Origin of the sequence: Neorhizobium sp. P12A (assembly GCF_008365395.1) — a bacterium.
Classification (GTDB): domain Bacteria; phylum Pseudomonadota; class Alphaproteobacteria; order Rhizobiales; family Rhizobiaceae; genus Rhizobium.
This window is the reverse complement of sequence record NZ_QOVX01000002.1, coordinates 809,514-830,690: the sequence shown is the minus strand read 5'-3', so window position 1 is coordinate 830,690 and position 21,177 is coordinate 809,514. Positions and strand designations below refer to the sequence as shown.

General features: G+C 59.5%; 15 protein-coding genes and 1 riboswitch. Of the genes, 8 read left to right on the top strand and 7 right to left on the bottom strand.

Annotation, left to right across the window (positions count from 1 at the left end; translation table 11 throughout):
* Positions 1–81: 81 nt before the first annotated feature.
* Positions 82–283, bottom strand: a riboswitch (cobalamin riboswitch).
* A 317-nt stretch (positions 284–600) separates the two neighbouring features.
* From DTW90_RS10035 to DTW90_RS10025, 3 genes are all read left to right on the top strand, one after another.
* The gene (locus tag DTW90_RS10035; protein WP_149337993.1) at positions 601–1,212 is read left to right on the top strand and encodes a DUF6656 family protein; all 612 of its coding nucleotides are present in this window, start codon (positions 601–603) and stop codon (positions 1,210–1,212) included.
* A 66-nt stretch (positions 1,213–1,278) separates the two neighbouring features.
* Positions 1,279–2,253 carry an L-threonylcarbamoyladenylate synthase gene (locus tag DTW90_RS10030; RefSeq protein WP_149337992.1) on the top strand — a complete coding sequence of 325 codons (975 nt, stop codon included), beginning with the start codon at positions 1,279–1,281 and terminating at the stop codon, positions 2,251–2,253.
* Between the two features lie 10 nt (positions 2,254–2,263).
* The gene (locus DTW90_RS10025; protein WP_149337990.1) at positions 2,264–3,688 is read left to right on the top strand and encodes an FAD-binding oxidoreductase; all 1,425 of its coding nucleotides are present in this window, start codon (positions 2,264–2,266) and stop codon (positions 3,686–3,688) included.
* 60 nt (positions 3,689–3,748) lie between these two features.
* Here the strand turns inward: DTW90_RS10025 and DTW90_RS10020 are convergent, their stop codons facing one another.
* From DTW90_RS10020 to DTW90_RS10010, 3 genes are all read right to left on the bottom strand, one after another.
* Positions 3,749–4,102, bottom strand: a complete 354-nt coding sequence (locus DTW90_RS10020; protein ID WP_132521576.1) for a hypothetical protein — start codon at positions 4,100–4,102, stop codon at positions 3,749–3,751.
* A 201-nt stretch (positions 4,103–4,303) separates the two neighbouring features.
* Complete coding sequence (locus DTW90_RS10015; RefSeq protein ID WP_132521574.1) at positions 4,304–7,114, bottom strand: DNA translocase FtsK; 2,811 nt, start codon at positions 7,112–7,114, stop codon at positions 4,304–4,306.
* Positions 7,115–7,381: 267 nt separating this feature from the next.
* The gene (locus DTW90_RS10010) at positions 7,382–9,613 is read right to left on the bottom strand and encodes a DUF1217 domain-containing protein (protein ID WP_149337988.1); all 2,232 of its coding nucleotides are present in this window, start codon (positions 9,611–9,613) and stop codon (positions 7,382–7,384) included.
* 322 nt (positions 9,614–9,935) lie between these two features.
* Between DTW90_RS10010 and DTW90_RS10005 the strand changes: the two genes are divergently transcribed.
* The gene (locus tag DTW90_RS10005) at positions 9,936–10,502 is read left to right on the top strand and encodes a DUF6101 family protein (RefSeq protein ID WP_132521570.1); all 567 of its coding nucleotides are present in this window, start codon (positions 9,936–9,938) and stop codon (positions 10,500–10,502) included.
* 62 nt (positions 10,503–10,564) lie between these two features.
* Here DTW90_RS10005 and ubiA read toward each other — a convergent pair whose 3' ends face one another.
* A complete protein-coding gene (ubiA, locus tag DTW90_RS10000; protein ID WP_149337986.1) occupies positions 10,565–11,524 on the bottom strand; it encodes a 4-hydroxybenzoate octaprenyltransferase in 960 nt (319 codons plus the stop codon).
* 62 nt (positions 11,525–11,586) lie between these two features.
* Entirely contained in the window at positions 11,587–12,339 is a 753-nt protein-coding gene (locus DTW90_RS09995) for a MipA/OmpV family protein (protein WP_245512653.1), read from the bottom strand.
* 420 nt (positions 12,340–12,759) lie between these two features.
* Between DTW90_RS09995 and DTW90_RS09990 the strand changes: the two genes are divergently transcribed.
* Positions 12,760–13,188, top strand: a complete 429-nt coding sequence (locus DTW90_RS09990) for a hypothetical protein (protein ID WP_132521564.1) — start codon at positions 12,760–12,762, stop codon at positions 13,186–13,188.
* A 92-nt stretch (positions 13,189–13,280) separates the two neighbouring features.
* Here DTW90_RS09990 and DTW90_RS09985 read toward each other — a convergent pair whose 3' ends face one another.
* Both DTW90_RS09985 and DTW90_RS09980 read right to left on the bottom strand, forming a co-directional pair.
* On the bottom strand, positions 13,281–14,540 hold the full coding sequence (locus DTW90_RS09985) for a cyclopropane-fatty-acyl-phospholipid synthase family protein (protein WP_132521562.1): 1,260 nt from the start codon (positions 14,538–14,540) through the stop codon (positions 13,281–13,283).
* Between the two features lie 143 nt (positions 14,541–14,683).
* Entirely contained in the window at positions 14,684–16,996 is a 2,313-nt protein-coding gene (locus DTW90_RS09980; protein WP_132521560.1) for a Tex family protein, read from the bottom strand.
* Positions 16,997–17,168: 172 nt separating this feature from the next.
* Between DTW90_RS09980 and purD the strand changes: the two genes are divergently transcribed.
* From purD to DTW90_RS09965, 3 genes are all read left to right on the top strand, one after another.
* Positions 17,169–18,440 (top strand): phosphoribosylamine--glycine ligase, encoded by a 1,272-nt coding sequence (gene purD / locus DTW90_RS09975; RefSeq protein ID WP_149337984.1) that lies wholly within the window; start codon positions 17,169–17,171, stop codon positions 18,438–18,440.
* A 122-nt stretch (positions 18,441–18,562) separates the two neighbouring features.
* Entirely contained in the window at positions 18,563–19,003 is a 441-nt protein-coding gene (locus DTW90_RS09970; protein ID WP_149337982.1) for a plant virulence effector HPE1-like domain-containing protein, read from the top strand.
* Positions 19,004–19,312: 309 nt separating this feature from the next.
* On the top strand, positions 19,313–21,142 hold the full coding sequence (locus DTW90_RS09965; protein ID WP_132521554.1) for a methyl-accepting chemotaxis protein: 1,830 nt from the start codon (positions 19,313–19,315) through the stop codon (positions 21,140–21,142).
* Positions 21,143–21,177 lie beyond the last annotated feature (35 nt).

Below are 21,177 nucleotides of genomic sequence, written 5' to 3'. Positions count from 1 at the left end.
TGGAGACGGAGGACATGGTTGGACGGCCGGCTGCGTGCCGGTGCCAAACTGCCTCCGGCCGCCCACCGCGACCAGTTCAGGTCAAAACATGCTCCCAATGGCTGGTTTCCGGGCTCAGGAGCCGTTCCCGTAGGAACTTCGCGGCGCCTTCCCAGGCGTTTCGCCCAGTGGCCTTATTGCCGCGATCCACTCCACCACCGTTGCGGGGGCAGCGCCGGAATTTGACCGGCTTCCCAATTCTCCGCCTCCCCTAGCAGGCGGCACCTTGAGATTTCGTCCCATATAATCATCAGCCGGTGGCGGCGCGTGGCTGCAATGCGACATCGACTTCGAAATTGACGACGCAAGCGATCCTGCCGCTGCACATCCGCATATATTGCAACACAATCAGGGTATTAGACGGTATGCTCGGCGGGTCACGGATGTTCCGGACAATGATTTCCCATGTATCGCCAGGCTTCATATCGCGTTTGCGACAGCCGCTGGAAACCGGGTCTTTCCGACCCGAATAACAACGCAGGACGCGCGAGCCGATTTAAGCCCGGGTTAAGGCAAGGCCCCTATCCTGAATAGAGATACCAATTGCGGCGAGTGACGATCATGGCAAAGCTCAGATATTTCGATGCACGCAAGCCGTACGAAGCCGAGCAGCAACGTCCCGCCGCGGTACACTCCGAATTCCTCCGAACGGGCCGCATCATTCGCACCAAGGCCAACTGGCTTTCCGAGGAGCGCCGCTATCTCACTCATGAAGAGGTTGCTGAGAGGACGGCCGCGAAGCTGCAGGCAGCCGGCGAGAAGACGCATGACCGGCTGAACAATTTTCACCGCGCCATCCAGTTTCCGAAGATGATCTTTCATCGCACGCTGGCGGACAGTCCCCATCTCGGCTACTGCCATGTCACGGCATCACGGACGCAATTTGCCAAGTTCGACCATGTGAACTGGGCCTTCTACATCGCGAACTTCTTTGCCAAGATCGGCGAGAACGATAATTTCTTCGAGGAAATAGACCTCAGGATGTCGCGCATGTATTTCGCGGTTGCGGTCCAGCCCAACAAAGACTCGCAAGACAAGTCGCTGACGATCGACCGCACGATCCGCAGCAACGGCGTCCTTTTCCGCACCCACGACCCGCAAGTCGCTATCCGCAACGTCCTGCTGCTGGGCGCGCGAAACGAGCAGCTTCGGGAAATCATCCGGCAACTTTGAGCGGCCTTTCGGATTGATCGGCCATTGCGATCGGACTAATGACTGCCTGAACGGAAACGGCAGGTCATGGCAAGACATATCGACATCCTGAAAAGCCCCGATGCAGCGATAAAGGAAGCATGCGCAGTGCTGGCGCAAGGCTTCCCGATCGGCATGCCGACCGAGACGGTCTATGGACTTGCTGCCGACGCGACCAATCCTGTCGCCATTACCCACATCTATGAAACCAAGGGCCGCCCGCGCTTCAATCCGCTGATCTGCCATATGGCCGATCTCGCCATGGCAGAACAGCATGCCGAATTCGATCCGATATCGCGTCGTCTTGCCGAAGCCTTCTGGCCGGGACCGCTTACCATCATCGTTCCGCTGAAACCGGACAGCAATATCCACTCGCTGGCAACGGCCGGTCTCGATACGGTCGGCATCCGCGTGCCCAAGGGTTTTGCCGGCAACCTCATCCAAGCTTTCGGCAGACCGCTCGCCGCACCGAGCGCCAATACATCAGGCCAGATCAGCGCCACCAGCGCTGCCCATGTCGATGAGGATCTCGGCGAGAAGATTGAGCTCATCCTCGATGCCGGGGCGAGCGCGGTCGGCGTCGAATCCACCATCGTCAAGGTCGAGGACGGCAAGCTGCGGCTGCTGCGGCCGGGCGGACTGGCGGCCTCGGAGATCGAACGCGTCGCCGGCCAGCGGCTTTTGCGTTCCGGCAAGGCGTCGGCAGCCATCGAGGCGCCGGGCATGCTGGCGTCGCACTACGCGCCCGGTGCCGCGGTTCGTCTTGCCGCTACCGCAGTCGAGCCTGACGAAGCCCTGATCCTGTTCGGCGCAGCCGAGATAAAAGGCGCAAATCGCGCAAAGACAGTGCTCAATCTCAGCCCCCGCGGCGATCTGGCCGAGGCGGCAGCCAATCTTTTCGACTATATGAAGAAGGCCGATGCCAGCGGGGCGGAGACGATCGCCTTTTCCCCGATCCCGAACGAAGGTTTGGGGGAAGCGATCAACGATCGGCTGAGCCGCGCCGCAGCACCTCGCGAATAAGGATCAATCGATGAGCAGCCTTTCTCCCGCCCTTCTCGACCGTTTCATCGCCATCGTGGGCGCGAGCCATGCGCTCCGCGACGAGGCCGATCTGGCACCCCATCTGATTGAAAATCGCGGCCTTTATCACGGCTCCTCACCATTGCTCCTTAAGCCCGGCTCGGTCGAAGAAGTCTCGGCCATCCTGACGCTTGCGTCGGAAACCGGCACGGCGATCGTGCCACAGACCGGTAACACCGGTCTCGTCGGCGGCCAGACGCCTCGCGAGGGCAGTTCCGACATCATTGTCTCGCTGGAACGCATGAACCGTATCCGCGACATCGATCCGGTCGCCAACGTCATGGTCGTCGACGGCGGGTGCATCCTTGCCGATGTGCAGAAGGCAGCCGAAGAGCATGGCCGGATGTTTCCGCTGTCACTCGGTTCCGAGGGCTCATGCCGGATTGCTGGCAACCTTTCGACCAATGCAGGGGGTACTGCCGTCCTCGCCTACGGCAACATGCGCCAGCTTTGCCTCGGCCTCGAGGTCGTGATGCCGACCGGCGAGATCTGGAATGGACTCCGGCGGCTGAAGAAGGACAATACGGGCTACGATCTGCGCGATTTGTTCATCGGCGCGGAAGGGACACTCGGGATCATCACCGGGGCAGTGCTGAAGCTCTTCCCGCAGCCGCTCGGCCACCAGGTTGCCTTTGCAGGCATCCAGTCTGTCGAGGATGCGCTGGCCCTGTTCAAGAATGCCTCCAGCCTTTGTGGGCCGGCTCTCACGGGCTTCGAACTGATGCCGCGCATCGGCGTCGAATTCACCGTCCGCAACATTCCGGGCGTCCGCGATCCGCTGGAAACAGCGCATCCGTGGTATCTGCTGATCGACATCTCCACGTCCGACTCAGCCGAGACGGCGGAACGAATGATGACCGCGCTTCTCGAACAGGGTTTTGAGGCAGGACTGGTGCAGGATGCGACGATCGCCAGTTCGGAGACACAGCAAAGGGCGCTGTGGCACATGCGCGAAAGCATGTCCGACGCGCAGAAGCCCGAGGGCGGTTCGATCAAGCACGATGTCTCGGTGCCTGTCTCTGACATCCCCGAATTCATGCGCAAGGCGGAGGAGGCCGTCATGGCTGCGATTCCCGGCGCCCGCATCTGCGCCTTCGGGCACATGGGCGACGGCAACATCCATTACAACATCTCCCAGCCGGTCGGCGCCGACAAGGCGGAATTCATCGGCCGCTGGCATGAAATGAACGAGATCGTCCACGGCCTCGTCCTTGCGCATCAGGGCTCGATCTCCGCCGAACACGGTATCGGGCAGCTGAAGCGCGACGAGCTGGCCTCGATCCGGTCCGAGATCGAAATGGACCTGATGCGCCGGATCAAACGGTCGTTCGATCCGGCGGGGATCATGAACCCAGGCAAAGTGGTGAACGTTTAGGCGGGCAAAAGGGCCCGCTGCCAACATCAAGCCGCTGACAGCGGCTTGATAAGCCGGAGCTTACTTGCCCTGAATCACCTTGGCGATAGTTGGCGACATTACATGCTCAGCCTGGAGCTTGTGATAGTCATCATAAGAAATCCTGCCGGACTCATATGCTTTCAAGGTACGTCGGCAATACAAGCTCGTCACCTGCGAGACGGGTACATGCATGAAGGCGGAAAGCTTCTCTAGAGTTGCTTTGGGTGGCGACTCTTTCATGCAATTTTCCAACACTCGATTGTAGACCCAGGGATCGCCCAGAACATTTCTGTTGTAGCCATATTCAGCCTTGGACCAAGTATAGCTACTTCCGGCAGCTAACGCTGAATTTGCAATGAAAACCGATAAAACAAGGCAAGTGAAAAACTTCATGAATATCCCCCGACGAAGTTTGATTGGCCAATCAATATTCGGGAGAAACTACAGCTGTCAATTTGATACGATGTCCAGATGCACAACCACGCCGTTTATTATCTCGGCGTGGCAAATTGGCGACTTGCTGCCGGTGGCAGGACGTCCGGCCGGCACCTCATGCCGGCACAGTTCGTCCGTTCGAGGCCAATTGATCGACGATCAGTCCATGTCCTCGTGCCGTACGGCTGGGGCTGCATCGCGGTTGCCCGAGATGATCTCGCGCTTGCCGACATGATTGGCCGGACCGACGAGACCGTCCTTTTCCATGCGTTCGACCAGCGAGGCGGCCCTGTTATAGCCGATGCCCAGGCGGCGCTGGATGTAGGAGGTCGAGCACTTCTTGTCGCGCATGACGACCTTGATCGCCTGCTCGTAGAGATCGTCGCCGTCCTCGGAGCCTATCGACGTCTTGTCGAAGACGGCGCTGTCGCCTTCGTCCTCATCGTCTTCTTCGTCTTCGCCTGCAGTAACGGTGTCGAGATATTCGGGACGTCCCTGGGTCTTGAGGTGAGCCACTACCTTTTCGACTTCCTCGTCTGACACGAAAGGACCGTGGACGCGGGAAATACGGCCGCCGCCCGCCATGTGCAGCATGTCGCCCTGGCCGAGGAGCTGCTCGGCGCCCTGCTCGCCAAGAATGGTGCGGCTGTCGATCTTCGACGTCACCTGGAAGGAGATTCGGGTCGGGAAATTCGCCTTGATCGTGCCGGTGATCACGTCGACCGAGGGCCGCTGTGTTGCCATGATCAGGTGGATGCCGGCCGCGCGCGCCATCTGCGCCAGACGCTGGATCGCGCCTTCGATCTCCTTGCCGGCGACCATCATCAGGTCGGCCATTTCGTCGACGATGACGACGATATAGGGCATCGGCGTCAGGTCCATCTCCTGGCTTTCCTCGATCGGGGCGCCGGTGCCCTTGTCGAAGCCGGTCTGGACGACGACGTTGATCGTCTCGTCCTTCTCACGCGCCAGACGGACGCGGGAATTGTAGCCATCGATATTGCGCACGCCGAGGCGCGACATCTTGCGGTAACGATCCTCCATCTCGCGCACGGCCCATTTCAGCGCCATGACGGCCTTCTTGGGATCGGTAACGACAGGGGTCAGCAGATGCGGGATGCCGTCGTAGACGGAGAGTTCGAGCATCTTCGGATCGACCATGATCAGGCGGCATTGTTCCGGCGTCAGCCTGTAAAGCAGCGACAGGATCATGGTGTTGATGGCGACGGACTTGCCCGAGCCTGTCGTGCCGGCGACAAGCAGATGCGGCATCTTGGCCAGCTCGGCAATGATCGGCTCGCCACCGATATTCTTGCCGAGGCAGAGCGCCAGCTTGAATTCGGTACTCTCGAAGCTCTGCGCATCGATAAGCTCGCGGAAATAGACCGTTTCACGCAGCGCATTCGGCAGCTCGATGCCAATGACGTTGCGGCCAGGCACGACGGCGACGCGAGCCGACAGCGCCGACATGGAGCGGGCAATGTCGTCAGCGAGGCCGATGACGCGCGAGGACTTGACGCCGGGCGCGGGCTCGAATTCGTAGAGCGTGACGACGGGACCGGGGCGAACATGAATGATCTCGCCCTTGACGCCGAAATCCTCCAGAACGCTTTCCAGAAGGCCGGCATTCTGTTCCAGCGTCTCCTGGGTCATGATGACGCCCGTGCGCGCCACAGGTTCCTGCAGCAGTTCGCGTGGCGGAAATTGGTAGTCGCCGTCGCTGGTCACTGCAACCGGCCGCCATTCCATCGGCGCTGGGGCGACGGGACGGTCGCGACGCGCGGGAGGCGGCTGAAGACGCGCGCTGACAACGGACGCAGGTTGGGCGGCAACAATGGGGGATTCAGCGACCGGCGCAACATCCTGCACGGTAGGCTGCGGCGGCAGGGGTGCCGGAGCCGGGGCCGCGATAGCGATGGGTTCGACAACGGGCGGCGCCACGATGACGGGCTGCGGTGCGGTCTCCTGAATTATCATCGGCTCCGGGGCGACGACAGGGATCGCCTCTGCCTGTACCGGCTGAAATGAGGGAACCGGAACCGGCTCAGCCACTACCTGTGGCAGAACGGGAATATCGACGCTCTGGCGCAGGCCGTGATGCCATTCGATGATCCGATAAAGCGAAAGGATCGATTCCGGTGCGATTTCGATTCGAGGTGCGATCTGATGCGGCGGCGCGATGAAAGGTGCTTCCGGGATCGGCGCGAAGCTCTCGTCGAAGGGCATGACGTCCCAGAAGGCGAAGTCCGAGAGATTGGCGAGGCGGGACACAGGATTCGATGCTTCCGTAGCAAGGACGCCGGCCAAGCTGATGGCGGACTGCACTTCCGGAACCGGAGCAGCAAATTCCAGGCCTGCTTCCATGGGCCGCGGCGTCAATTCCGGAGGCAGAACGTCAGCGGGAACGTAGGATGGCTGCGGCACGGAAGAACCGGCGAGCGAATCAGGCAAGGACGCGGCCTGATTTGGCTGAACCTCGACTGCTGGGACAGGTGTTTCTGCCGGCTGTACCTGAGTGGACTGTCGCAACGCTTCGGCCCTTTTGGCGGCAAGGAGCGTCCGCGGATCCGGAACGTTGCGGCGGGGGATCTGGCTTTCCGGCGTACGGGTGAAACGAACATTCGGCGCGAGCGAGAAGGCTCGCTGCCAGTCCGGCGCGACAACGGCTTCCGCGGGGACCAGCGGAGGCACCAATGGCGTCGTCTGGCGGACATGCTGCTGCGAGGCCGCCATATCCGGATTGGGTACCGGCGCCTGCGGCTGAGACGGCTGCTGGGAGGCCTGCTGTGCCTGCGCTTCCGCTGCCCGACGCTTGGCTTCACGCGCCTGGAAAATCTTCTGTTCCAGATAGGCACGACGCTGGGCGATTTCCTCGGCTCTGCGGGCTTCGGCCAGGGCCTGATCGGCCTCGTTGTCATCCTGCGGATGGCCCATTGTCATGTTGGAGAAGTTGTTTCTGGGAAAACGCATGAGACCTGCAATCCAGTCATTGATTTGCCGATGGCTTCCTCATTCGAATAGGGCAAGGAGGGTTAATAAGTTCTTTCAAAAGAAGCCGTCGTGAACAGGAGAAGACACGCTTCGCAGAGGAGTGTTGCCAAGTCGCTGACGAGCAAGGAAAGTGCGGCCACGGGAAGACTGACGTCCGGGCTGGCGGACGTCCCAATGACGGTCGCATTCGATCGGTCCCGCCCCCCAAAAGGCAGGATCGTTGCGAATCAGGTCCGGTCGAGAAGATTACCTGGAGGAAAGCTGGGCAATGGACAGAAGCGTGTCGCTACTGACGCCGGCACCGGCACCCGAGGAAGAAGAGGAAGAGGAGGAGCCCTGCAGAATGCTTAGGGCCGGCGACGAGCCATTGCTGTTCTGCAGGTCATACATTGCCGAAAAGCGCTTCAGAAGCGTGTCGACCTTGGTCGGGTCCTGCAGGTCCTTCACGTCGAAATATTTGGCAAGCACCTTCGCCTGGGTGTCGGTATCTTCGGACGATAGGCCAGAGGGAAGGCTGAAGGTCGTCGTAATGACCTGGTAAAGCGCGGTGTCGCCCATGATGTCGTACATGTTGTGGACCTTGGACGCGTTACGCTGGAAATAGAGGGCCAAGCGGACGCCCTCATCGGTCTCGCCGTCCTGCTCTTCCAGGTTTTGATGCAGGTAGAGATTATCGGTCTGGATCTGATTGCCCTGATCCTGAGCCGTGCCTATCTTCGCGTTCGTCAGATTGCCCTTCGTATCGAAATTGAACGAATCGACGATGTCCTTGAACTGCGCTCCGTCGGGTGTGTTGATGAAGCTGTTGGACTTGGTCGGGTCGGAGGCGAAAGCCTTCTTCAGCGTATCTGTCGTGACGCTCTTCGGATCGATCCCGTTGGCGGTCAGGACGAAATCGACGAGCTTGCTGTCCTTCAGGAAGTCGGAGACCGTCGTGACCTTGGATATGTTCTGGGCGAAATAGGTCGCATCGTTCTTGGAGTCGGTTTCGGCCTTGGTCAAGTCGGGGCCGCTCAGATCAATCGTAGCGAGACCTTCGTTTTCACTCACGTAATTATTGATGGTGGTCTGAGACAGCGGCTGGACCGGCGCCTGCGCCTTTCCGGAGCTGTCAAAATCAAACGCTTTGGCAAGATCGGTATAGCGAGGATCCTTAAGCGAGCTCACAAAACTTTTCGGATCGTAGGGATCGCTTTCTACGATCTTTGTGAATTCGCTCTGCGAGACCTGTGTTGGATCTATTCCATAGGCCTGCAACGCCATCTGATAGAGTTCTGGATCGTCGTCGTTCAGCAGATTCTTGTCGCTGGCGTTGCTGACGAAGAAGTCCTTGATATTGGTGATGCCGGCGATCCTGGTCGTATAATTCTTGACGGCGGTCGTTATATCCGTCTGGTGAGCGCTATCGTAGTTGGCAGTGTAATTCTTTGTGGTCGCGGTCACCTCGGCGGCGGTCTGAGCAGACTCGCCTGACGGCACCGAGCCGTCCGCATTGAAATTGAATTTGCCAAGCACGGCAGTGGCGCCGATCGAAACTGCGAATGAAGTGGGATCGTTCGGATCGCTGGCCATAACCTCGGAAAAGGCGAGCGCGCTCATTTTGGGATCCAGGCCGTAGGCGCCCTTAACATAGTCGAAAAGCCGGGTATCGCTCGTCAACTGGCTGACTGACGTAATGGAGCCGATCTTGCTTTGATAATATTGGGTGTTGTCCTTCGCACCCACAGCGGTCGTAAATGACGGGACAGCGTAGTTATATTGGCTTTCGACGGCCGCCTTCTGAGCCGCCGTCTGCGCCGTCGCCCCGGAAATGGTGCCGTCGCTATTGAAGCTGAATTGTGCGGCCAGCGCTTTGTAAGCGTCGGTCCCGTTCTTGTTCAGGAAGCTGTTCGGATCATTGGGGTCGCTGGTCAGAACGGATTTGAGATAGCTGTCCGAAGCATAGGTCGGATCGATGCCATATGCCTTGAGCACGTAGTCCTTGAGCTGCGGGTCGGCCAGAAGCTGGTCGACATTCTTCACCTTGTCGACCTGGGTGTCGTAATAGGAAGTCGCAGTTGCCGCATCAGTCTCCTCGGTGGAAAAAGACTGGGTATAGAGATCGGTCAGCGTCGAGGCCTGCTCCGTATCCTGTACCGGCTTGGCGGCGGTGCTGACACCAAAATTGAAGGCTGCAGCAAACTCCCTGTAACGGGGATCGGACAACTTGTTTGCGAAGCTGTTCGGATCGCTGAGATCGCTCGTCAGAACTTCCTTCATCATGGCCTTGGAGTCGATCATATCGCCAAGACCATAGGCCGTCATTGCATAGCTATAGATCTGGTAGTTATTGAGGAAGTCGTCGACGGTTTTTACGCTGCCTATATTGGCGTCGTAATAGGCCTGTTGTCGCTTGATGTCCGACTGCGACGCGACGCGATTGAGCGTTGTCGTCATATCCTTTGTGGCATTGGTATAGCCAAGATAGGTCGAGACCATAGCGAGATCCTTCAATATGTCTCTAAAGTATGCATAACGAATCTATGGCCCATTATCTCGCCGAAACCTTACCCGAGACTTACAGGAACTTGTTCCCCCACTGCCCCGGATCGACACAGCCGAATGCCGCCGAGCGTTCACGGAATGGAAACCCTGACGGCTTCGCTTTTGCTAACCATCTGGCGACGCAAAGTTTTCTTAACCGCGATTTTTAAGCTGTCTGGAAGAGCGACCGCCTAGTCTTGCCGTATCGAGAGGACGAAAGCCCTCCCGAAAGAAGACCGGAAAACCGGCTCTCAGGTAAGACAAGGGTAGAAAATCGATGACAAATACCGTCTTGAAGCCCGCATGGGCTGGAACGACACTGCGGCTGGATCCTCACCGTTTCCCGCAGCAAGTCAGCTACGCCATGCGTGGCTCATCCGGAGATGTCAGTATCACGATAGACGAGCGTGGCGCCGTGCTGCGCAAGATCCTGCAGTCCAGCGGACTGCCGCTCTCCATTGCACTGCCGAAGCGAGCATTCAAAGGCGTTGCAGCCCGGGCCATCGACCATGGCGATGGTGAGGTTACGGTCACGCTGGAACTGCATCACGACGATCCCGATCTCTGCATTCCGCTGCTCGTCGCCCACGATCTCAGCGACATCGCCGCCGACTGGCGTTCCTGGTCGGAAGCCTTCCAGATTCCCATGCTTATGGTCGAGGCCGACGGCATCGCCCGTCCGCTCGAAGAGCATCTCGGCGGCATCCGCACGCAGGAAATGCGTCCGCGCCGGCGTCATTCCTATTTCGCCAACCGCCGCCCCCGCTTCCTCGTCCGTCGCACGACCGGCAAGCTCGGCGTTAAGATGAAGATCCAGGGCCGGGAAATCATCGCCCGCAGCTGAGCCAAAAACGGCACATTCTTCCGGAAAACCCGATACCTTCAAGTGTCGGGCTTTCTGTTTGATTACGGGATGAGAAACAGAACCGAGACAAACAGGCCGGCAAAGATGATGGCGCCGACATTGCCGTTAGACTTGAACAGTGCCAAGCATTGTTCCGGATCGTTGATATCAAGCCGCGCGATCTGATAGGCAAAGATGCCGCCGGCAACGAGAAGCCCGATATAGGACAGGCCGCCCGCATCAGCCAAGGCAAAGGCGATAAACATCAGAACCAGCGCTGCGCCATAGAGACCAATCAGCCAGAGACGTGTGTTATCGCCGAACAGTCTTGCCGTGGAGCGAACGCCGATCAGCTCGTCATCTTCCTTGTCCTGGTGCGCATAGATCGTGTCATAGCCGATCGTCCATAGAATCGAGGCGATGTAGAGCAGCACGGCTGCGAAGGACAATGTCCCATAGACACCCGCCCATCCCATGAGAGCGCCCCAGGAAAAGGCAAGTCCGAGGAAGAACTGCGGCCAATCGGTAAAGCGCTTGGCGAAAGGGTAGAGGGCGACGATCGCGAGCGACAGCAGGCCGAGAATAGCCGCGAACAGATTGAACTGCAGAAGGACCACCAGGCCGACCAGGGCCTGAAGCGCGATGAAGATCTTTGCCTGTGTGCGGCTGACACGCCCGGACGGCAGGGGGCGCGACCGCGTGCGGGCAACCTCCATGTCGATCTTGTGGTCGACGAGATCATTATAGGTGCAGCCGGCCCCCCGCATGGCGACGGAGCCGATGAAATAAAGCACGAGATGATAAACAAGCATCCCGCCGACCCACTGACCGGAGGCAGCCTTGGCGTTGGCCGCCAGGGTGACCGACCAGAAGCAGGGCCACATCAGAAGCTGCCAGCCGATCGGCCTGTCCCAACGCGCCAGCTGCGCATAGGGCCACAACCAAGGCGGCAGGATCCGATATACCCAGTTTCCGGAGGGGGCGTCGGCGACGCGCCCGTTCAAATCGCTCATCTTCTGCATGGCAGCAGTAGTAGCGAGCGCCGGCCGCCGCGGTCAAGCGGCGGCGACTAAGTAGGAGTGTCTCAGTTCAGCGTAAAATTGAACTTGTAGGTCGCGGAAAGACCGATCAGGAGCTGGTTGCGCGAACCCTTCTCCTTGACGAGGCTGCTGTCGGCGGCCGGACCCTGAAGACGCTTGTATTCTACGAAGGAGCTGGTGGTCAGGTTGCGCGTGGCCTTCCAGGTCAGCGCACCTCCGACACCGACCGATTCCAATCCGCCGCCCGGATTGTAGGGGCTGAGGCCGCTCGCAGCCGATTCCTTGGCGTTCACCCCGTAATAAGTGTCGAAATAGTTGCCGGTTGCCCAGGTCGCGCGCGGACCGCCGGAGAGCTGCAGATCCGGCAGGATATCGGTAAAGGCATCAATCGAGGTGTCGGCGACGAGGCCGCTATGCGAGCGGATGCCCTGGCGGACTTCGGCGCGGGCGCGTAGCCAGTCGGTTGGATAGACCTCGACGAAGCCGCCCGCTTCCGCACCCCATTTCACCTTCTTCAGGCCCTTCAACGCGTGATCGTCGCTGGCATCGCGGCTTGGATCATATTTGGCGACGAGACCGGCACGGACCGCGCCATTGTCGAGCAGCGAGAAGGACGGGCTGTCATTGCGGGAGGTGAAGCGCGAGCCGCCACCCTGCTTGCCGAAAGAAATCAGAGGCTGAAACTGCAGCTTGTCGTGGCGGCCGCCTTGGAATTTCGGGGCGACAAAACCGGCTGCGCCGACGCTCAGATACCAGTCGCCGGACCACCACGGGCGGCCATCTCCAGCGGAAGCCATGGTGGCCGAACCCAGCAAAAGGCCGATCGAAAGCAATGAGCAAGATTTGAAAAACACGCAAATACTCCACGAAACGCAATACAGAGGGCCGCGGACAGCCCGGAACATTATATCAAATCGGTCGGGTTATACGCGCGAGCAGGGACGCCACCTGAAACACTCTGCTAACGTTCCCGGAAGAATTCGATGACTGAGGCCAAAATGTTAGAAAAGAACCAACAAAGGATTAAGGGTGCCGCTGCGTCTGGAAAATAAGAAGACGCAAGTGCCGGCGGCTAGCCGCAATTCGAGCGGTTACAGCGGCTTCGAACAATGGATATCAGCGACAAGAAGACGCAACTATATATAGAATTTTAAAAGAGATTTCGGCGCGACAAGTAATTAAGGCAAGCAGAATGCAATATCTGCTGGGGCCGAATCATGAAATTTTCTTCTTTTGCGATAATCTTCTGCGCATCGACTACGTTGGTTCTATCGGGCTGTGCGGGCCTGCCCGATCCGACAGCGAAGGTAAGGGAAACCAAAGCGACAGCCGTGTCGGGCAAACGTACCAAGATCGGCTCCACCGCCCATATCAAGGCGGATTGTGAATTTGCCGGCTATCCCTATACGGCGGCCATCAAGCAACCGGCGCATGGCAAGATCGAGGTCGTTCACGAAGAAGTCCGAGTGCACTACCCCAAGGACGGTCCTGGCTATGTCTGCAGTGGCAAGCCCGTCCAAGGAAATGCGGTCTATTACACGCCCGATCCCGGCTATACGGGCACCGACCAGTTTACGATCCGCCTCAGCGCTCTGCGTGTGGCCAGGGTCGATGATGATAACGTCACGGTCACAGTCGTGAAATAACCGCCGTCAAGGCGATTTCGGCAAAGCGCACATGCAAAAAGCCGACCTTACCAGGGTAAGATCGGCTTCAACTTTCAAGCATCCATAGGGTTTCAGAACGTCACCTTCTCCAGCGGAGCGCGGGTGGCCTCGAATTCCTTCAGCTTGGCTTCCCGCTCCGCGATGTAGTTACGGTTGTCGGGAACGGCGAACTGGTTCTTGGCGATCTGGATCTGCATGATGAAGAGCTGTTCCCAGCGGAAGCCCATTTCCGAGCCGGCCAGGTAGAACTCCCACATGCGGAAGAATTTCTCGTCGTAAAGGGCGACAGCTTCCGCCTTTCGCGCCACGAAACGTTCGCGCCAGTGGCGCAGCGTATAAGCGTAGTGCATCGGCAGGATTTCAATGTCCTTGACGAGAAGGCCGGCCTTTTCGAGTGCCGGCATGGTCTCGGCGACCGACGGGATATAGCCGCCCGGGAAGATGTACTTCTCGATGAAGGCATTCGTCGCGAAGCTCGGCTTCGGCCGGCCGATGAAATGCAGAACCATGACACCGTCATCGGCAAGCAGATCAGACACCTTGCTGAAGAACTTGCCGTAGTTGCCGATACCCACATGTTCGAACATGCCGACCGAAACGATCCGGTCGAACTTCTTGCCCTTCATGTAGCGGTAGTCCTGCAACTCGAAGCGGACTCGGTCCGTCAGTCCGCGTTTGGCCGCGCGGCCACGCGAAACTTTCAGTTGCTCCTCGCTGAGCGTGATGCCGGTGAAATCGGTGCCTTCGGCGGATTCGGCAAGATACATGCCCATACCGCCCCAGCCCGAGCCGATTTCGAGGATGCTCTGGCCCGGCTCAAGAAGAAGTTTGGCGGCGATATGGCGCTTCTTGGCAAGCTGCGCTTCGTCCAGACTGATGCCTGCCGGCTCGAAGTAGGCGCAGGAATATTGCCAGTCATCGTCGAGGAACAGATCGAAAAGCTTGGCAGAGAGATCGTAGTGGTGCGCAACATTGTGCTTGTTGCGGTTGATCGGCGAACGACTCTTGATCTGCTGCCAGGCAATGCGTCCAAGCAGACGCATTGCAATTTTGAAATCGAAGATTTCATCGGTCGTATTTTTCTTAACGAGCTCGAGGAAATCGTAGATGTTCCCCTGCTCGAGGATGAAGCGACCTTCCATGTACATTTCGCCGAGTTTCAGCGTCGGATCGGTTCCAACCGCATCCTCTGCCTCCTGATCGGCAAAACGCGCTGCGACAAGGTCGCCGGACCCGTCGCCCAGGGTGAACGTCTCGCCATCGGCGAGCGTCAACCGGAGGGAGCCGGTTTTGATGATTTTCTTGACAATCTTTAAGAGTGCCGACGCCATGGAGGCCTCGCAATTTTGACATGACAGTAAGGCAACTTTAGCGCCTCCCCGACATCTGGCAAGATCGTCAAACGGCAGCGGCTAGCACTCTGGCGACAACGCTGCCAGAGTGTGACTTTTCTGCATCACTAGGGGCTAAGCCCTTATTTTCGCTTGAACGCATCCGCCAGCGCAGCACCGAAACTGCCTTGGCTACTCTGCTCCTTGCGCTTGTCCTCATATCTGCCTCCCGCCTGCCGCATGGCTGCGCCACCGGTCTTTTCGCGCGCGGGGGTAGAGGCGGCCGAACCGTCGTCCTTGCGCATCGACAGCGCGATTCGCTTGCGCTTGGCGTCTACTTCAACGACACGGACTTTTACGACGTTGCCGGCTTTGACGACTTCGTGCGGATCCTTCACGAAACGATCGGCCAATTGCGACACGTGGACCAAACCGTCCTGGTGGACGCCTATGTCGACGAAGGCCCCGAAAGCGGCAACATTCGTAACAGTGCCCTCAAGAACCATTCCCGGCTTCAAGTCGGAAATCTCGTTCACGCCTTCGGCAAAGGTTGCGGTCTTGAAGCTGGGACGCGGGTCGCGGCCGGGCTTCTCGAGCTCGGCGATGATGTCTCGCACCGTCGGCAGGCCGAACTTGTCGTCGATGAAGGCGCGGGGATCGATGGCCTTCAGCGTGGCGCTGTCCCCCATCAGGCTTCTAAGATCGCGCCCGCAGGCGGCAACGATCTTCTTGGCGACGCCGTAGGCTTCAGGATGCACGGAGGAGGCATCCAGCGGCTCCTTGCCATCGGGGATGCGCAGAAAGCCGGCGCATTGCTCGAAGGTGCGGTTTCCGAGCCGGGCCACCTTTAGGAGATCCTTGCGGCTCTCGAAGCGCCCCTCCCCGTCGCGATGGCGGACGATCGCATCGGCAATGGAGGGACCCAGACCGGATACGCGGGCGAGCAGCGGCGCGGATGCGGTGTTGAGGTCGACACCGACTGCATTCACTGCGTCTTCGACGACGGCATCAAGCGAACGCGAGAGTTTCTGCTGATCGACGTCGTGCTGGTACTGCCCGACGCCGATCGACTTCGGCTCGATCTTGACCAATTCGGCAAGCGGATCCTGAAGGCGGCGGGCGATGGAGACAGCACCGCGCAGCGATACGTCGAGGCCGGGAAATTCAAGCGCTGCCGTTTCCGACGCCGAATAGACGGACGCGCCGGCCTCTGACACGATGACCTTGGTCGGTTTGGGTGCAGGCAGGTCGCCCAGCATATCCGTCACCAGCTTTTCGGTCTCGCGGCTGCCGGTGCCGTTGCCGATCGCGATCAGCTCGACCTTGTGCTTGCGCACCAAAGCCGCAAGCGTCGCCTGCGTGCCGCGGACATCATTCTTCGGCGGGAATGGGTAGACCGTGGTGGTTTCGAGCAGCTTGCCGGTGCCATCCACGACCGCGACCTTGACGCCGGTACGGATGCCGGGATCGAGCCCCATCGTGGCGCGAGAGCCGGCGGGAGCTGCGAGCAGCAGGTCCTTCAGATTGCGGGCAAAGACGTGGATCGCCTCTTCTTCCGCCCTTTCGCGCAACTCGCGCATCAGGTCGAGCGACAGCGACATGGAGAGTTTTACGCGCCAAGTCCAGCTTGCAACGTCCATCAGCCAGCGGTCGCCCGGGCGGCTATTGCCGATCTCGTAGGCGGTTGCGATCATCCGCTCGACCGGCTTGTTCGGCGAGGTCATATCGGTATCGACATCGATGACAAGCGTCAGCATCTCCTCGTTCCAGCCGCGCAGCATGGCAAGCGCACGGTGGCCGGGGGCTGTTGCCCAACGTTCGTTGTGATCGAAATAGTCGGAGAATTTCGCGCCCGCCTCCTGCTTGCCGTCGACGACCTTGGCGCGCAGCATCGCGTTCTGCTTCATATAGCTGCGCAGTTTGCCGAGCAGGTCGGCATTTTCGGCAATGCCTTCCGCTATGATATCGCGCGCGCCTTCGAGCGCCGCCTTCACATCGGCGACCTCTGCCGTCAGGTAGGTTTCCGCGACGACAGCAGGCTCCTTTGCCCGATCGGCGAGTATAGTGTCGGCCAGCGGCCCCAGTCCGCGCTCCCTTGCGATTTCCGCGCGGGTACGGCGTTTCGGCTTGTAGGGCAGGTAGAGATCTTCGAGCTCGGCCTTGGTCGCAACCGCCGTGATCTTGCCCATCAGCTCGTTGGTCATCTTGCCCTGACTGGAGATCGACTCGACGATCGACGCGCGCCGTGCCTCGAGTTCCCGGAGATAGACAAGACGTTCTGCCAGCGTGCGAAGCTGGCCGTCGTCCAGACCGCCTGTCACTTCCTTTCGGTAGCGGGCGATGAACGGCACCGTTGCCCCCTCGTCGAGAAGCTCGATTGCGGCCACCGCCTGATCTGGTCGGGAATTGATCTCGGCGGAGATGGTTGCAGCGAGGGAGCGAATGTCAGCGGCCATGGGATTCTCTTATTTTCTATTTTACTTCGAACCAAAGTGGCGGAACCATAGCCAAGCATAAAGGCAAGGCAATGATCCGAACCATCGACGTTTACCGGTTCCACAGGATTTGCGCTTGACCTTTTATGCCACGCTCCTTAACCGCCAGACAGCAGCAATAAGGGGACTGGTCATGAAAATCCTGTTGATCGGGTCGGGCGGCCGCGAGCATGCGTTGGCATGGAAACTGGCGCAGTCGCCGTTGATGACGGAATTCTTCGCGGCTCCGGGCAATCCCGGCATCGCCGAACATGCAAGGCTTGTCGACCTTAGCACCGAGGATAACGACGCGGTCCTTACCTTCTGCAAGGAGAAGGCGATCGATTTCGTTGTCGTCGGCCCCGAGGCTCCGCTCGTCGCCGGACTGGCCGATACGCTTCGCGCCGGCGGAATTGCCGTCTTCGGCCCCTCCGCCGCAGCCGCTCAGCTCGAAGGCTCCAAGGGTTTCACCAAGGATATCTGCGCCCGCTACAATATTCCGACCGGCGCCTACCAGCGCTTCAACAATGCTCCGAAGGCCAAGGCCTATATCCGGGCACAGGGCGCGCCGATCGTCGTCAAGGCAGACGGGCTTGCAGCCGGCAAGGGCGTGACAGTCGCCATGACAGTCGATGAGGCGCTTGCTGCCGTCGACGATTGCTTTGAAGGCGCCTTTGGGACTGCCGGCGCTGAAGTTGTCATCGAAGCCTTTCTTGATGGCGAGGAAGCAAGCTTCTTCTGCCTCAGCGACGGCAAGCATGCACTGGCGCTCGCAACAGCACAGGATCACAAGCGTGTCGGCGACGGCGACACCGGCCCGAACACCGGCGGCATGGGCGCCTATTCGCCTGCGCCGGTCATGACGCCTGACATGGTCGAGCGAACCATGAAAGAAGTCATCGAGCCGACCATGCGCGGCATGGCAGAAAGCGGCTATCCTTTCTCCGGCCTGTTCTTCGCCGGCCTGATGATCACCAAAAAGGGTCCGGAACTAATCGAGTACAATGTCCGCTTCGGCGATCCGGAATGCCAGGTGCTGATGATGAGGCTGAAGAGCGATCTGCTGCCGCTGCTGCTTGCAGCCGCAAACGGCACGCTCGATCAGGTCACAGTGGAATGGAGCGACGACGTGGCGCTGACCGTCGTCATGGCCTCGAAGGGCTATCCGGGCTCCTATGAGAAGAATACGCCGATTGCCGCCCTGCCCGCCGATGAAGACGGTGCCAAGGTGTTTCATGCCGGGACTGCATTGAAGGATGGTGCACTTGTCGCGACCGGCGGACGCGTCCTCAATGTCACGGCGACGGGCAAGACCGTTGGGGAAGCCCAGGCCAGGGCCTATGCTCTGGTCCACAAGGTGGTCTGGGACAACGGCTTCTGCCGCAGCGATATCGGCTGGCGGGCAATCGAGCGCGAGAAAAGCTGATTACCGGCTAAAAAATCCTGTCTCGAAATACCGTTCTTCTAAATATTTACCTTTTCTTCTGACGGGATGGAAAGGAAGCGCCGCTATTGCTGTTCTCACTATCGAGAGACGGAGTAGTTCGCATGCGTTCGATCATCCTCACCGCAGCATTTGTACTGGCTGGTGGCTCCGCCATGGCCTCCTCGATCCTGCCGGTGGAAAGCAACCCGAACGACAATGCCGGCAGCATCATTTCCGAGACCTGCGATCATTGCCCGCCGCCGAAGCCGAAGCTGAAGAACAAGAGCTATGTCGTACCCGAGCTGCAGACGGGCACGCAGACCACCGAGATTCGCGATATCAACGGCGAGCGGAAAGTGGTGCGCATCGAGGCTTGGATGGGCGGCTCGCCGGTGACTTTCATTTCCAAGGCAACGCCGGAAGCGCTCGCTGCCGCAGGCGTATCAACCGACGGTATCGACCCGACCGCAACGGCTGCCGTCACGCCGGATATCAAGGCTGCCAGTGCGGCACCTGCTCAGAAGCCGCTCGATCTTTCCGGCTTCGACCTTCGCCTGAAATAGAGAGCCCGGACGTTCCCTGCCCCGCCCGACGAATTTCAGTCGCTGGGGGTCCCGTCGCAAGACGGATCAATGCGCCCCTGAGAGAAGCAGGGGCGCATTTGTTTTTCATCTTTCTCTTCACCCTGAAGTGATGCCGAAAGCTGCCTTACTTAAAGCTTTGTTATTGAAATCTGGCCATTTTTACCGCTGCCGGTCGCCGCATGTCATTTTAAGCAGCGTCAGATTCGTTGGCTCCGCCGACGCGATCGCATAGGCGGTATCACACCGCACCGGAATTTAATCATTTTATTCGGTTGCGAAGGATTGCCCATGAAAAATCTAAAAATTTCAAAGCAACTTATTTTGCTTGTCACCGGACTTATCGTTGCATTCGGAATAATGGCCTATGTGCAGATGCAGTCCGCCGCGAATTCCATCTATCAGGAACGCTACGGAATGCTGCGGACGCAGGTCGAATCCGGCATTTCCGTCCTGCAATACTATTACGGTCTCGAAAAGGCCGGCAAACTGACCGAGGATCAGGCCAGAACCATGGCCTATAACGCTGCGGCGCATATGCTCTATACGCCGGACGGCTATCTCTTCGGCTACGACTATGACGTCAAGATGGTCTTCCACTTCGACCCGTCGAAGGTTGGCGTGAGCCTCAAGGGCCAACCGGACCCGACGAACCATTTTTATCGCGAGGAACTCGTCAAGATCGGCCAGGATGGCGGCGGCTTTTCCGATTTCTACGCCAGCAAGCCGAATGAGCCTGCCAACGCTACCTTCCGCAAGACCGCCTATGCAAAGGCCTTCGATCCCTGGAAGGTCGTGGTCATAACCGGCGTCTATATGGATGACCTAGACGCGCAGGTCCGCATGAAGATGTTGACGACAGCGGCCTGGATGTTCGGCCTCTTCGTGCTGGCTCTCGGCGCTTCACTGGTTATCATCCGCGGCATCTCGAAGCCTTTGGCCGACGTGCATGAGGCCCTGAAGGCCGTTGCCGACGAAGACGTCAAGATCGCCATCCCGCATACGTCAATGGGCAACGAGATCGGCAAGATGGCCAAGGCGACGGCGTCGCTGCAGGAGAAGGTGCGCGAACGCCATGCCATGGCGGAACGCCAGGCAGAGCAGGAACTGGCCCTCGACAGCGAACGCCAGCAGAACCTGCGCCAGCAGCAGGACGAGGCCCAGATCCAGGCCCGCGTCGTCTCCACCATCGGCCAGGCGCTGGAACAGCTCGCAGGCGGCGACCTCACCATCCGCTGCGGCGATATCGGCCAGGGCTATGCGGGGCTGCGCAACAACTTCAACGATGCGCTCTCCCATCTCGAAGCCGCCATGGGCCGCGTCAATGCCAAGGGCAACGATATCGGCCTCTCCAAGGAAGAGATCCGCCGCGCCTCCAACGAGTTGTCGCAGCGCACCGAACGCCAGGCCGCAAGCCTGGAGGAAACCTCGGCGGCCCTCGACGAGCTCACCGTTGCCGTCCGCCAGACCGCAGATGGTGCCCACGAGGCTTCCAAGCGCGTCCATTCCGTCTCGACCGAAGCATCGCGCAGCGACGCCGTCGTTGCCCAGGCGATCGAGGCCATGAGCGGCATCGAGAAGTCCTCGGAAGAAATCGGCAAGATCATCGGCGTCATCGACGAGATCGCCTTCCAGACCAACCTGCTGGCCCTCAACGCCGGCGTCGAGGCAGCCCGTGCCGGCGAAAGCGGCAAGGGCTTTGCCGTCGTCGCCCAGGAAGTGCGCGAGCTTGCCCAGCGGTCTGCTGCTGCCGCCAAGGAGATCAAGGACCAGATCGCCCGCTCCTCCGGCCAGGTCGACCAGGGCGTTCGCCTCGTCGGCGAGGCCGGCGAAGCCTTGAAGCGCATCTCCGACCAGATCAAGGCCGCCAACGAGATCGTCTCGAAGATCGCCCACAGCGCGTCCGAGCAGGACACCACGCTGCGCTCGATCTCGTCGTCGATGAACCAGCTCGATGCCGCAACCCAGCAGAACGCCGCCATGGCCGAAGAGACCACCGCATCGGCAGAGACGCTTGCAGCCGATACCGAGGACCTTCTCGATCTTATCAGAGGCTTCCGCGTCAACAATGGCAGCGGTGCTGCTCAGGCATCGCACCAGCAGAGACGCAGGGCGGCTTAATCACGCAGAACACTCAAGGCGATTTCAGTACGAAA